The 13,879-nt window shown below is 62.0% G+C and carries 14 protein-coding genes; 2 read left to right on the top strand and 12 right to left on the bottom strand.

The genetic code is table 11. The annotated features are described in order from the left end of the window. The 8 genes from GX414_16560 to GX414_16525 form a co-directional block, all read right to left on the bottom strand. Positions 1 to 194: hypothetical protein (locus GX414_16560; protein NLI48716.1), on the bottom strand; the 194-nt coding region annotated here is incomplete at its 3' end. Beyond that, positions 149 to 820 (bottom strand): hydrogenase nickel incorporation protein HypB, encoded by a 672-nt coding sequence (gene hypB / locus GX414_16555; protein ID NLI48715.1) that lies wholly within the window; start codon positions 818 to 820, stop codon positions 149 to 151. The genes GX414_16560 and hypB, both read right to left, overlap by 46 nt. Next, a complete protein-coding gene (gene hypA / locus GX414_16550; GenBank protein ID NLI48714.1) occupies positions 817 to 1,167 on the bottom strand; it encodes a hydrogenase maturation nickel metallochaperone HypA in 351 nt (116 codons plus the stop codon). The genes hypB and hypA overlap by 4 nt, the downstream gene beginning before the upstream one ends. A gap of 58 nt (positions 1,168 to 1,225) precedes the next feature. Continuing rightward, a complete protein-coding gene (locus tag GX414_16545; GenBank protein ID NLI48713.1) occupies positions 1,226 to 1,876 on the bottom strand; it encodes an HD domain-containing protein in 651 nt (216 codons plus the stop codon). Then, positions 1,861 to 3,039, bottom strand: coding sequence for a class I SAM-dependent rRNA methyltransferase (locus GX414_16540; GenBank protein ID NLI48712.1), 1,179 nt, complete (start codon positions 3,037 to 3,039; stop codon positions 1,861 to 1,863). The genes GX414_16545 and GX414_16540 overlap by 16 nt, the downstream gene beginning before the upstream one ends. A gap of 116 nt (positions 3,040 to 3,155) precedes the next feature. Further along, on the bottom strand, positions 3,156 to 4,217 hold the full coding sequence (gene holA / locus GX414_16535) for a DNA polymerase III subunit delta (GenBank protein NLI48711.1): 1,062 nt from the start codon (positions 4,215 to 4,217) through the stop codon (positions 3,156 to 3,158). A 6-nt stretch (positions 4,218 to 4,223) separates the two neighbouring features. Next, on the bottom strand, positions 4,224 to 4,736 hold the full coding sequence (locus GX414_16530) for an LptE family protein (protein NLI48710.1): 513 nt from the start codon (positions 4,734 to 4,736) through the stop codon (positions 4,224 to 4,226). Continuing rightward, positions 4,733 to 7,204 (bottom strand): leucine--tRNA ligase, encoded by a 2,472-nt coding sequence (locus GX414_16525; GenBank protein ID NLI48709.1) that lies wholly within the window; start codon positions 7,202 to 7,204, stop codon positions 4,733 to 4,735. The genes GX414_16530 and GX414_16525 overlap by 4 nt, the downstream gene beginning before the upstream one ends. Before the next feature lie 164 nt (positions 7,205 to 7,368). Between GX414_16525 and GX414_16520 the strand changes: the two genes are divergently transcribed. Together GX414_16520 and GX414_16515 are read left to right on the top strand one after the other, a co-directional pair. Further along, on the top strand, positions 7,369 to 7,644 hold the full coding sequence (locus tag GX414_16520; GenBank protein ID NLI48708.1) for an integration host factor subunit beta: 276 nt from the start codon (positions 7,369 to 7,371) through the stop codon (positions 7,642 to 7,644). Positions 7,645 to 7,654: 10 nt separating this feature from the next. Continuing rightward, positions 7,655 to 8,644, top strand: a complete 990-nt coding sequence (locus tag GX414_16515) for a site-2 protease family protein (GenBank protein ID NLI48707.1) — start codon at positions 7,655 to 7,657, stop codon at positions 8,642 to 8,644. Here GX414_16515 and GX414_16510 read toward each other — a convergent pair. From GX414_16510 to GX414_16495, 4 genes are all read right to left on the bottom strand, one after another. After that, complete coding sequence (locus tag GX414_16510; protein ID NLI48706.1) at positions 8,638 to 9,585, bottom strand: glycosyltransferase; 948 nt, start codon at positions 9,583 to 9,585, stop codon at positions 8,638 to 8,640. The genes GX414_16515 and GX414_16510 overlap by 7 nt on opposite strands. Further along, the gene (locus tag GX414_16505) at positions 9,582 to 10,823 is read right to left on the bottom strand and encodes a glycosyltransferase family 4 protein (GenBank protein NLI48705.1); all 1,242 of its coding nucleotides are present in this window, start codon (positions 10,821 to 10,823) and stop codon (positions 9,582 to 9,584) included. The genes GX414_16510 and GX414_16505 overlap by 4 nt, the downstream gene beginning before the upstream one ends. A 9-nt stretch (positions 10,824 to 10,832) precedes the next feature. Next, positions 10,833 to 12,446, bottom strand: coding sequence for a hypothetical protein (locus tag GX414_16500; protein NLI48704.1), 1,614 nt, complete (start codon positions 12,444 to 12,446; stop codon positions 10,833 to 10,835). An 88-nt stretch (positions 12,447 to 12,534) separates the two neighbouring features. Continuing rightward, positions 12,535 to 13,878 (bottom strand): ABC transporter ATP-binding protein, encoded by a 1,344-nt coding sequence (locus tag GX414_16495; protein ID NLI48703.1) that lies wholly within the window; start codon positions 13,876 to 13,878, stop codon positions 12,535 to 12,537. Between the last annotated feature and the right edge of the window lies 1 nt (position 13,879).

Here is a 13,879-nt window from a genome sequence, read left to right as displayed (position 1 = left end):
CCTTCGACATCCACCAGGACGCCGCCGGCATCGTTGCATACGGAACCGGATAATCCCAGCTCGATGGCCAGCCGGTGGATGAAAGGGCGGAATCCCACGCCCTGAACGATTCCCTGGATGCGGACGATGCGGCGAGAGGAAGGGCGGCTCACGACGACGAATCCTTTTTTTTCAAAACCTTGTCCACGATCCATGCGGCCAGGACGTCCAAGCCGTCGCCGGTCCGGCACGAAACCGGGAACACGACCAGGTCGGGATTCAGACCGCGCGCATAACGGACAGCCTGGTCCGGATCAAAGTCCGTGTGGGGAAGCAGATCGATCTTGTTGATGACCAACAGATCGGCCTTGCGGAAGACGGCAGGGTACTTGGCTGGCTTGTCGTCCCCCTCGGTGGTGCTCAGGATGACCAGGCGGGAGTCCTCTCCCAGCCAGTAGGACGACGGGCAAACCAAATTGCCCACGTTCTCGATGAAGATGACGTCCAGGTTGTCCAACGGCAGACCGTCGATATGGTCGAGAATCATCTGGGCATCCAGGTGGCACGCACCGCAGGTGATGATCTGCCGGACGGGCGCACCCACGCGGGCGATTCGGCGGGCGTCGTTTTCGGTCTGGACATCACCCTCGATTACGCCGCAGCGCAGCTGCGCCGACAGGCGGGGCAGCAGGCGCTCCAGCAGGCTGGTTTTCCCGCTGCCCGGCGACGACAGCAGGTTGAACACGTAGATCCGGCGATCGGCGAACAACCCGGCCAGGCGCGCCGCCAGGTCGTCATTCCGGGCCACGACCTTCTGCTGGATGGGGACAATTTCCTTCACGCTTGCTCCAGGACTTCCAGATTAACCACTTCCATCTCATCGCCCGCGAGCAGTTGGATGCGGTTCGAGCCGCAAGCGGGGCAGGAAAAAGCGAAATCGGCGACCGCGAACTGCTGCCGGCAGTCCCGGCACTCCAGTCGCAGGGGCGGCGTCTCGATGCGGAAGTCGGCGCCCGCCAGTGGTGTGTTCTCGGTCACCACCGCCAGGGCGAAGCGGAGGGCTTCGGGATCCACCCCTGACACCGGTCCAATCTTCAGGTTTACGGCGACGACCTTTTCGAACGTCCGGTTTTTCAGGGATGCCATGATGATGGCCAGGATGTCCTGGGCGAGCGATACTTCATGCATCCGAGCGGTCCTACCAATCGGCCTTTTAGCATCCGGTGCGGGGAAAGTCAAGGTGGTCCTAGAGAATCCCCTGGACTTCCTTGTTGAGCCGGTCGAAAAACTCCGTCATGTAGCGGTGGCGGTCTTCGGCGATCTCCCGTCCGGTCTCCGTGAGCATCCGGTCCTTGATGTGGCGCAGCTTGACCAGATACTCCCGGTAGGCGGTATCGTCCGGGGTGTAGGGCTGGCTTTTCTCGGGATCCACCGCGGGATCGTGCAGCCGCGCCCCCACTTCGCCGGCGAAGAGGAAGGCCCGGCCGATACCCACGGCGCCGATGGAATCCAATTTGTCAGCGTCGAAGAGCACTTCGGCCTCGATGGTCTGGGGGCGCACCTCGCCCCGGTAGCGATGGCTCGCGATGCAGTGGCAGATTCGTTCCGAAAGCACGGGCTCCAGACCGATTCGCTTCAACACGTCGCGGGCCAGCGCGGCGCCCACCGCCGCGTGACAGACCCGGCCTTCCGCGTGGAATTCGGTGTCCCGGCCGATGTCGTGGAGCAGGGCCGCCGGTAGCACGACGTTGGGATCGGCCCCCTCGCGCATGGCGATCCGCCAGGCCAGGCGGAACACCCGCTCGGAATGCTCCCAGTCATGGGAGCCGCGGGCGTTGTGGAAAAAGGTGCGGGCTTCCCGGCGGACAGCTTCCAGGTCGACTAGTAAACCCGGCATAGGACCGCCTTGAGATACTCGCTCTCCGGGTGGAAGATGTTGATGGGATGGTCGGGCGGCTGGGGCAGTTTGCCGAGAATCTGCACCTCGCGGCCGGCATCCACTGCGGCCATGAAGAGAATCTTCTGGAACGACGACTGATCGATATAGTACGAGCAGGAGCAGCTCAGCAGGTATCCGCCGCTCTTGAGGCGCTTCATGGCATTCAGGTTGATGTCCTTGTAGCCCCGGTAGGCGGCCGAGAGGGAGGATTGCCGCTTGGCGAAGGCCGGGGGATCCAGGACGATCAGGTCATACCGGGTGTCGTCTTCCCGCAGGAACTGGAACACATCCTGCTGGCTGAAGCCATGGGCGTCCGGATCGAGCTGGTTGAGCCGGAAATTCTCCCGGGTCAGTTCCAGGGCGGCTGCTGACGATTCGACACTCACCGTCCGCGTGGCGCCACCGGAAGCGGCATTGACGGCGAAGCCCCCGGTGTAGCCGAAGCAGTTCAGCATCAACCGGCCCCGGCTGATCTGGCGGATCAACAGCCGGTTGTCCCGCTGGTCGAGAAAGAAGCCGGTTTTCTGGCCGCCGGGGATGTCCACCAGATAGCGAATGCCGTTTTCGCCGACGATCACACCCCGTTCCGGCAGCGTGCCGTAATGGAGCTTGGAGACGCTCTCGAGACCTTCCTCCTGCCGGGCGGCACCCTCGCTTTTCTCATAGATGGCCGCCGGTTTCATCATGACCTCGAGGATTTCCAGAATCTGTTCCCGGAATCGGTCAATGCCCAGGGTCTGGATCTGGATGACGAGGCAGTTGTCGTAGCGGTCGATGATCAGTCCGGGCAGGAAGTCGCCTTCGGAGAAGAGGACCCGATAACAGTTGGTGCCGCCGTCGGCGAACAGCTTCTGCCGCATCTGCCAGGCCCGGTAAATCTTGTTCCAGAGAAAGTTGCCGTCGATCTGGGTGGGCTCGAAGGTGAGCATCCGGACAGCGATGGAGGTCAGCTCGTTGAAATACCCGGTTCCGAGATATTTGTGGTCGGAGGAGTAAACGTCCACCACACCGCCGGAGACAACCTCCGGATCCTTCTTCATGATGGCGCCGGAGAATACCCAGTGATGATGGGCCAATACGGGTTTGTCCTTGCCCGGTTTGAGGTAGATCTTCGGATGCATTGTGTTATCCGTTCGTGAACCGATTATAGCAGAGAACGACACGGGGTGAAACAGATCTCGGCGGAATCATTACCGGATCGCGACTTGCAGCGGTGGTGCGGCCGACCGGTGGCGCGTCACGACCGGCTCGCTATGTCGTCGCGGGCGCACAGCCGGAGCAGCAGGAACTCCATGTGGTCGCGGGGACTCACCCGGATGCTCTTGAAATCCTCTTCCGCCTGGCCGATCAGACTGAGACAGTGCCACGCCTCCTCGGCCGTGTAGTTGCAATGCGCCCGTTCGATGTTCTTCAGCTGGAAGGCCTGCAACCGCATGTGCGTCAGGATCTCCTTCTCGGTCGCCCCCTTGTTGCGGAGGCTCTTGTAAACGGCCACCTGCTGGAAGAACCGGTTGAGCATGATGAGGATGCCCAGCGGGTGCTCGCCGCCGTCCAGCAGGGTGGTGAGACGCGCATGGGCGGATTTCACCTGCCGGCAGGCCAGGTCGTCCAGCATGTCGAAGATGGTGGCCATGGGATTCCGGATGCTCAGACGCTCGATGTCGGCCCGCTCGACGACTCCCCCCGCACCGGCATGGAGGTACAGCTTCTCCATCTCACTGACGATGAGTTCCATGTCGCCGCCGAGCCGTTCGGCTAGATACTGGATGGTGGGCCGGTCAAGTCCGTACCGTTCCGAGTCGGCATAGCGCTGCAGGAAACTCACCAGGGCCTCCAGGCGCAGGTGCTGGAAGAAAAAACAGGTGGTGTGGGCCTCAACCAGCTTGAGCAGGTTTTTCTCCGCGGCGGTGTGGTCACGGGGCCGCTTCGGGTTGAAATCGGGCGCGAATTCGAACACCGCCACGGTCTTAGCCGCCGGGTGCTGGAAATAGTCGCTCAGTCGGTGGAGTTCGCCCGCCGGCAGCCGGTTGGCATTTTTCAGGATCAACAGCTTGACGGGTGACAGCATCGGCAGCGTGCGGGCCTGGTTGAGAAAATCCTGCAGGCTGCCCTCGGTGAGATCGACGGCCAGATCGTTGAGCCCCGCCTCGCTCTCCGGCGGGAAGTAGTGATCCCGCAGCATGGCCAGCGCGCGGCGTCGCAGGAAGGTCTCGTCGCCGAAGAAGGCGAGCAACCGGCCCAGGGACTTGTTCTTGAGCCGGTTCTCAAAATCCCAATAGTGGTAATAGCCTCCGTCCATGGATGCTCAGAACGACTCGAGGAGCGTGGCCACCAGGCCGGCGGCGAAGGTGCGCGCCGCGCGTTCCACGGCCGGAGCGTCCTCGATGTAAAAATCGACCGCGCGATCGGAAAGCGCGTACTCCTCGCGGATGACGAATCGACCGTCCCTGAACAACACCTTGTCGTCGCGGCGGTCGGTGAACTGGATGTCCAGTTCGATCATCAGGAGAAACACGGTGCCGACGTTCTGCCCCTTGACTCCGATGGGAGTGATTGCATAGTTGAGGATTTTCACACCGAGCACGGCATCGGCGGCCGCGGGATCGGAGACGATCCGATAGCTGCCGCGCTGGAGGAATTCTTTCTTGACCGCGCTCGTCAGCGTCTGCTCCAGGCCGCTGCGCAGCGTCTGATTGGTGAAGGTGGGCACGGCGATCGTGCGGATGTGCTCCGGCAGGCCGTTGTAGCGTCCGGACATCTTGTAGCCGCAGGCAGCCAGGGCCACACCAAGGACGAAGATGGCGATCGTGCGGATCATTTCAGGATTATGTTAAACACCTTGTTCTTGACGTACAAGTGTTTCTTCAGGGTGCCTTCGGCCAGCAGCTGCTGGATGCGTGGCACGCCGAATACCAACTCTTTCACTGAGGCCTCGTCCGCGTCAACGGGGATCTGGACTCGGGCGCGGAGCTTGCCGTTCACCATGATGGGAATTTCCACGCACTCGGCGACCAGGTAGCGGGGGTCCGCCTGCGGCCAGGCGCTGTCCAGAACATAGGTGCCGTGGCCGGTCTGGGCCCACAGCTCCTCGGCCAGATGAGGCACGAACGGGGAGAACATCAGAATCAGCGCCTCGACCGCGTGTCGGAAGACCGCCCGGTCGCCGGGGGCGTCCAACCCGGCGTTATCCGCCGCGTACAGCTCGTTCGTCAGCTCCATGCAGGCGGCGATGGCGGTGTTGAACTGCAGGCGCTCCTCGATGTCGGATGTGACCTTGGCGATGGTCTGGTGGGTTTTGCGCAGCAGGAGCAGCTGACGCTCCGTCGGTTCCGCCGGCAGCGGGGCGGGCGCGGCGAGCCAGTGGGCGTGTTTGGTGACGATCCGGTACACGCGGTTCAGAAACCGGAAGCACCCCTCGATGCCCTGGTCGCTCCAGTCGAGATCCTTCTCCGGCGGGGACGCAAAGAGGATGAACAGGCGGCTGGTGTCGGCGCCGAAGCGCTCGATGAGATAGTCCGGATCCACGATGTTGCCAAGTGACTTGCTCATCTTGGCGCCGTCCTTGATCACCATTCCCTGGGTGAGCAGGCGCGTCACCGGCTCGGAGCCTTTCACCATGCCCAGGTCGCGCATCATCTTCCACCAGAACCGGGTGTAGGTGAGGTGGCCCACCGCGTGCTCGATGCCGCCGATGTAAATGTCCACGGGGAACCAGTAGGCGACCTTGGCCGGATCGATGGCCGCGGACGCGATCTGCGCATCGGTGTATCGGAGGTAGTACCAGGACGAATCGATGAACGTGTCCATGGTGTCGGTGTCCCGCCGCGCCGGGCCGCCACACTTCGGGCACCGGGTGTGGACGAATTCGGTGATGTTTTCCAGCGGCGAGCCGCCATGGTAATCGATTCGTTCCATGGGCGGCAGGAGCACGGGTAGTTCCTGCTCTGGCACCGGCACCAGGCCGCACGCCTCGCAATGGACGATGGGAATGGGCGTACCCCAATAGCGCTGACGGGAGATGCCCCAGTCGCGCATCCGGAAAGTCACGGTGGCGCAGCCGAAGCCCTCGGCTTCCGCCCGCCGGGACATCCGGTCCATCGCGGCTTCCGACGTCAGGCCGGAGTACTCGCCCGAGTTGATCAGGACGCCGTACGCATCGTACAGCTCACCCTCGGCGCAACAGCCGTCGACCGGCGCCACGACGGGGCGGATGGGCAGATCGTACTTGAGCGAGAATTCGCGGTCGCGGCCGTCATGGGCGGGTACCGCCATGATGGCGCCGGTGCCGTACTCCATCAGGATGAAGTTGGCGATCCAGATGGGCAGACGCTCGCCGTTGAACGGATTCACCGCGTAACGGTCGAGGCAGATGCCTTCCTTTTCGGTGTCGACGAACGAACGGTCGGTCCGGATCCGGCGGATGATTGTGTCGATGGCCTCGCGCAGACGGGCCTGTTCGGGGTGAGTCTCGATCAGGGCCTCCACCATCGGGTGCTCGGGCGACAGGATGATCGCGTTGGCACCGTAGATCGTGTCGATCCGGGTGGTGAAGATTTCAATGCGCTCCGCGAAACCGTCCACAGCGAAGCATACCTTGGCGCCGACGGAACGGCCGATCCAGTTCCGCTGCATGGTTCGGACGCGCTCCGGCCACCCGTCGAGGCGGTCGATCTCATCCAGCAACTCTTCGGCGTAATCGGTGATCCGGATGCACCACTGGGCCAACTTCTTCTGGGTGATGGCGCTGCCGTCACGCCAGCAGCCGCCGTTGACAACCTGCTCGTTGGCCAAAACGGTCTGGCAGACATTGCACCAATTGACCAGGCCGTGCTTTCTGTACACCAACCCCCGCTTGTACATCTCGAGGAAAAACCACTGATTCCAGCGGTAGTACTCGGGCAGGCAGGTGGTGGTCTCACGCGCCCAGTCGTAGCTGAACCCCAGCCGTTTCATTTGCGTCTTCATGAAGGCGATGTTGTCGAGCGTCCACTTTTCGGGATGGATGCCGTGTTTGATGGCGGCGTTTTCCGCTGGCAGGCCGAAAGAGTCCCAGCCAATCGGATGCAGAACGTTGAATCCGTTCATCCGCTTGAAGCGGCTGAGCGCGTCACCGATGCTGTAGTTGCGGACATGCCCCATGTGCAGCCGGCCGGAGGGGTAGGGAAGCATCTCCAGGACGTAGTACTTGGGTCGGTCGCCGCCTTCGGTGGAGCGGAAGACCTGATGCTCATCCCAGCGTGACTGCCAGATCTTTTCAATGTCTCGAAATGGGTATATCTCCGCCATGATTCAACTCCGCGCAATGAGGCCGAATAAAGGACGCGAGTGTAGCACCCGGCTGTAAATAATTCAAGGCGAAAAGATTTCTCATTTTTCAGTTGATTTTTTTCGGTGCATTGTGTAATTGATATATCAAGCACTCGGAAAATTAAGTCCCGGGAGGTTTTCGCGTGATCAAGCAAGATATTGTCCAGAGAGTAGCCGACCGGCTGGGAATCACCAAGGTCAAAGCAGCGGAGGTGGTGGTCGGTTTCTTCGATGTCATGAAGGAAGCCTTGAAGGACGGAGAGCGGATCGAGTTGCGCGGATTCGGCGTGCTGATGGTCAAGAACCGCAAAACGGGCATCGGCCGCAATCCCAAAACCGGTGAAGTGAAGCAGATTCCGGTAGGCAAGACCGTGCGCTTCAAGCCCGGCAAGAACCTGGAATCCGAGCTCATCGACTGACGGACGCTGATTGGCTGAACCATCTTTGGATCCCTGGCCGGGTGCGACGGAGACGTGGAACAACCGGCCACCACTGACAACCCGGGTATTTTTTCAAACCGAAAAGAAGAACCTGATTATCGCCGGCCTTCTGCTGGTGGCGACGTTTATCACCGCCACCCTGGCCGGCTATGGCTGGGACCTGCAGTACCGGATGGCCGCCGGCTGGGATCTGGACGTCATCACCGAACTGTTGACCAAGCCCTGGATCGTACTGCGCGGTCTGCCCTACGCCGCCGCACTGCTGTTCATCCTGATCTGCCACGAGTTGGGCCACTTTATGGCCTGCTGGAGGTACGGCATCCGCTCAACGCCGCCTTTTCCCATTCCGTTCCCCTCATTTCCGCTCCTGGGGCAGAATTTCGGCACCATGGGGGCGTTCATCAAGATCCGGACGCCCTTCATGAACCGCCGGCAGCTCTTTGACGTGGGGGTGATGGGGCCGCTGTGCGGGATAGCGGCCGCCATACCCATATTCGTGGCGGGTTTGATGCTCAGCGTACCATCTGCCTATGCCTATGAGGGCGAGGTCCTGGTGTTCGGGGACTCGCTGCTCACCGCGTGGCTGTTCCGGCTGTTCTTTCCGGCCGGCGTCGAAGCCATCGCCCTGCATCCGCTGGGATGGGCGGCCTTTTTCGGTTTTCTCGCCACCAGCATCAACCTGCTCCCCATCGGCCAGCTCGACGGCGGCCACATTGTGTATGCGGTGCTGGGCCCCCGCGGACATCGGATCATATCCATCGCCTGTTTCGCGGGACTGCTGGGCACATCGATTCTCTCATGGCCGGTGCCCGGCTACCTGGTGTTCGCCGTGATTCTGTTTTTCATGAAATTGAGGCATCCACCGACAGTAAACGACGGAGAGCCAATTAACCGCAATCGAAAACTGGTGGCGCTCCTCGCCTTGACGATCTTTGTCCTGACATTCATTCCAATACCGATAACCATCGAATATTATTGACGGATCAGACTGGCGTCGCCGTCGGCTGGCCAAGGCATGTCGCCTCGAAAGCGGAAGTATACAGCCAAAGGAATCCCCCATGCATAATAACCGAATTTTATGATTGTTTTACGAAATTTACGCCAGTCTCGATAACTAAAACTCTCAGCCAAGTCACGGACCAGTTCGCCGAGACGTTCTATAAGACAACGGCCGGCGACGCGATCACCCAACAGGAAGAATTTACCAAACACCATCACGAACCCCATCACATAACCCAAGTCCAAACGGTCCGCCGCATCGAGATCATTCCAGTTGTTGTGGTGGACCATGGGGCGTGGTGAGTACTTGATGCCCCGGCGGGCCCGCAGGGCACGGTACGTCACGTCCGTGTCCTCGCCGCTGCGCACACGTGAGCCGGCACCCATCTGCGGGTTGTACAAGCCGATCGCTTGAAACAGCCGGATCCGGAACGCCATGTTGTTGCCGTGGCCGAGATAGCGGTGGGGCGGCACCGGCTCGGCGACGATCCGTTCATCCTCGTCGGCGATGAGACAATGGCAAAACAATCCATCTGCGAACCGGTCGCCCCACGGCAACACCCGGCCGAATAGACCATCGATCTCGGGATGTCGGTCGAATTCGGCGACAATCGCCTCGATCCAGCCGGGATCACAGATGCAGTCGTCATCGGTGAACGCCACGATCGGCGCGGCGGCGTTGAGAACGGCGAGGTTGCGCGCCCGGGCCAGGCCGCGGGTCTCGGTTCGGATCAGCCGCACGCGGGGATCGGCGAGGGATTCGAGAAAGGCCGCGGACTCCTCACCGTCGCTCTGGTCCAACACCAGCAATTCGAAGCGACTGAACCGACCGCCCAGGATGGACGTCACGCATCGCCGCAGGTCGTCAGGACGGTTGCGGGTGCATACCAAAATCGAGATGGGGACATCAAGGCGTTTCACGCGTCCAGCACCTCGCGATAAACGGCCAGCGTCCGCCGAGCGACAGCAGCCAGGTTGTACGCCTCGATCACCCGCTGACGCGCGCCCGCGCCCAGCTGCTGAGCCAACGACGGCTCGGTCACCAGGCGCTCAATGGCCGCCTCCAGCGCCTCAGGTGACCCGGCTGGAACGCACAGGCCGCTCCGGCCGTCCTCGACCATCTCGGCCATGCCGCCCGCGTCCGTGACCACCGCCGGGCGGCCGCACGCCATCGCTTCGAGGCAGGTGTACGGAAAATTCTCGAAATCCGCCGAGGGGAAGACGCAGGCGAGGCTGCCGCGATACCACGGCGGCAACTCCAGCCGATCCACCCGGCCGAGAAATTCCACCGCGTCGTCCAGCCCGGCGAGCAGTCCGGTCCGGTTGGCATACTCCTTGAAATGGAGGTTGGCCCCGTTCAGACGAAAGGTGGGTGTGTCATGACCGGCCAATACCAGACGCAGCTCAGGATGCCGTTGATGGATGCCGCGGAAAGCCTGCAGCAGCACATGGACGCCCTTGCGCCGTTCCAGCCGGCCGGTGAAGAAGAGGTAAGGTGGATGGTCGGCTCGGGGGCCGTCGGGGGTGAAACAGCGTGTGTCGATGGGATTGGGCACCACCGTGGGCACGCGACCGTGGCCGAGCCAGTCCGCGGCCAGCTCCGCCATCTTGCGGCTGGGTGCAGTCAGCGCCCGGGCGCGGCGCGCCTGATAGCGTTCCAACCGGTCGCACCACCGGGTCTCCCGGTTGACGGGCAGTTCGTTGAGCCGGTAATTCAACAGAAGCGGGGTGTGCACTTTCACCACGAGCGACGGCACACCGTTTCGCGCGACAAAGCATCCGTTGGCGCCGTATTCAGCGGCTTCACAGATATCCACCCGGTCGCGCCGATGAATCGTCCGCACCATGTGGTTGGCGGCCTGGGCAAATTCAAGCTTGCGGCGCAGGTAAGGCGCATGGCGGGTGGCGAGTTGAAATCCCCGGTAGACGATCCGCTTGAGGACTTGTCGGGGGGGGGCGAACCCGATTCGGTGGATGCTCACGCCCGCGTCAATCACCGTTTGGGCGGGGCCCAGTGCTCCGGCGATGACTTCCACGCGATGGCCTGCCTCGGCGAAGCCCCGGGCCAGGTTGTACGTGTAGGTGCCGATGCCTCCCCAGCCGGTGTCCGGTGGATATTCTTCCGAAATGAGGCAGATGTGCAGCGAGTCGATGGCCATCAGCCGACTTCACTTTCCCGTGATCTTCCGGTAGACGCGGTACATGAATTTGGAGCGCATGTCCTGGAGCGCCTGCTCCAGCCCGGTCACTTGCCGCCGGAGCCGGTCGCATTCTGACTGGAGTTGGCTTGTTTCCGAATCCAGTTGAGCTCGCAGACGGTTCGCATCCTCTTGAAGATGGTTGACATGCTCCTCCAGGCGGCCAATGGTGGCCTGCTGGTAGCCGAGCGCCTGGTCTTTTTCGGCGATCAGGTTCATGCTCTGCTGGAGGTTGGTTTCCTTGTCGGCGATATAACGGCGCAATTCGGCGATCGTGGCGCCCGACTCGGACAGATGGCGCTCCTTTTCCTTCTCCAGCTCGCGCAGTGCGTTCAAGTCGCGGTCGCGGGCGGCCAGCTCGTCACGCAACGCCCGCGTCTCTCGAAGGAGCCGGTCCATCTCAGTCCGGGCCTGTTCCGCCCAGCTGAGTGAGGATCGGAGCAGGGAGGCGGCCGGCGGCGCTTTGCGAAGCGGTCCGTTGAGAATGGACAGGATCGGCTGGATCGCCGCCTGGTCATCGAAAACTTCGCGGGTCAGTCGCCGGGCCGCTTCGGAATAGCCGGCCGGCAGCGGTCGGGGAAGGCTCAGGATTTCCCGAAAAACCTGACGGATCGCGGGATCGTCGGTGTGCGGCGGCACCCAGCCGGCCCCGTACTGCTTCACGTGGCGCGCCATGAAAGTGAACGGTGCGCACACCATCGGCAAGCCGCACCAGAGGTAATCGATCTCCCGGAACGAGAGCGCCAGCTGTCGCTCCGGATTCTCTTCAAAGAGGTCCACTGCGACGTCCGCGGCGGCGTATTCCTGCAGCAGAGCGGGGTAGGGGAGCAGTCCGCCGGACCGCAAGCGCGGGGAGGGCGGGAGCGTTTCCACCGCGTCCTGATAATGGTCGGCGTCGATCGCGAACGGGTAGCGGCCGCCGAACAGCTTCAGCACCCCGCGCCCGGCCGCATCCATCTCCTCAAGCAGGATGCGGAGAAAGCGGGTCGATCGGACCCATGGCCAATGCACGCCTCCGGCCACGAACACCGGATCGGGCCCGGTCGACGGCGTGTGCACGACGGCCGGGCCGACGGCGGCCAGCGGCACGACGGCGACGGACGCCTGATCCATTGCCACGCCCGCCAGCTGCAGCATGGCGTAAAGGTATGCCCGCTGCGGTTCCGTGCAGCAGGCGTGATAGTCAGCCCGGGTCATCGCGGCCAGAACGCGGAACAGCCACTGCTCCAGCGGCAGGCGCTGAAATGCGAATTCCAGCATGCGCGGGGCGATCCAGTCCGCCAGGATCGGCGTGTCGCAACCGGATTCGGGAATCATCTCCAGCCCTTCTCCCTGGATCAGGATCAGCAGATCCGGCCGGCGGCTCTTGATGATGTTCAGAAATTCGGTTGACGTGTCGAACAGGGACATGGCAGCCGGAGGTCGGGCGTCCCGGTAGAATGAAGTGTGGGTGAGGTAGCTCACCGCGATCCCCTGCGCAGCCAGGGACGATCCCAGCTGGCGGGCCCGCAATCCGTTGCCCACAGTGGGACGCTCGGCATCCGGCAGATTGCCATGGACGTGGATCAGGACCTGTTGCGGCATGCCGGTAACCATCCTTCCAAATCGTTGAAAAATTGTAGTTTCTTTCAGTTGCTAAATCAACGGCTTTGTGCCGCCGGTCGGACGGCGATCATCGTGATGGCGAGGCGGGATCGGCCGGCCGCTCCAGGACTTTGCCGCCGCCATCCAATACGTAGCGATAAACATGGGGCAGATACGCGACGCCTTCATCCCGGCGCGTGCACCGGACCTGGAAGGGATAGAGTCGGTTATGAAAATCATATGGATGAATGTCATCGGGACAGAAAATCGCCACCGAGACCTGGTAATCGCCGTTCATCAGCGGGCACTGCGGAATGACAAAATCCAACCGTCCGTCGGCGGGCATTTCCGGCAGGCTGGTGCCGTCCTTGGCAGATGAGGAACCGTAGCAGAGCACGTTATCGTTGCGCCAGATCGACACGCCGATGTTCGGGTTGGCCACACGTGTATGGCTCCGAAAGAACAGGCGGACCAAGAGCGTTTCACCGTGGTCAAACACCGTTCGGGGCTGCTCGTGTTCATCCAGAATTTCCACCCGGTAGATCTCGGCTTCGCGGGTGCCCATCCGGCTGGGCAATCCGCCCGGAGTCTCGTCGGTCGGCACGGGGCCGTCCGGAGAAGTCGGCGCATCATCTGTGGCCGTTGCTGCGGTGACCGCTGCAGGGCCCCCGGACTGTTCCTTGCGGAGTTGCCGGCCGATCCGTTCCCGCTGGAAATCGAGATAGGCGTTGGTCACCTCGATGCTGCTTCCCTGGGCCATGATCCGTCCGCCGTCCAGCCAGACGGTTCGCCGGCAGAGTCCACGCAAGGTGTTGATCGCATGCGAGACGAAGATCACTGTCTTGCCGCGCTCGCGGAATTCGTTGATCTTCCGGTAGCACCGGCTCTGGAAATACTCGTCGCCTACGGCCAGGATCTCGTCCACCAGCAGAATGTCCGGATCGGTGTTGATGGCCACGGAGAAACCCAGCCGCATGAACATTCCCGTGGAATAGATTTTGATGGGTCGGTCGATGAATTCGCCCAGCTCGGAAAACTCGATGATGGACTGGATGCGTGCGTCGATCTCGTGCCGAGTCATGCCCAGGATCGAGCAGTTCATATAGATGTTCTCGCGACCGGTGAATTCATGGTGGAATCCGGCTCCCAGTTCCATCAACGCGGAGATCCGGCCCCGGACTGACAGGGATCCTTCCGATGGTCTCGAGATTCCTGAAATCAGCTTCAGCAGAGTGCTTTTGCCGGCGCCATTGCTGCCGACGAAGCCGACGGAATCTCCGGGCTCGATGACCAGATCGATGTCCCGGAGCGCCCACAGCTCCTCATGGGCGCTTCGCCGGCCCAGCCACAGAAACTCCTTGACCCGATCCAGCGGATGCCGGTAGATGCGGTATTTCTTGCCGACGCCTTTGAGTTCGATGATCGGGTCCATT

Source organism: Acidobacteriota bacterium (genome assembly GCA_012517875.1).
Lineage (GTDB): Bacteria > Acidobacteriota > JAAYUB01 > JAAYUB01 > JAAYUB01 > JAAYUB01.
This window is presented reverse-complemented; position numbering and strand designations above follow the sequence as displayed.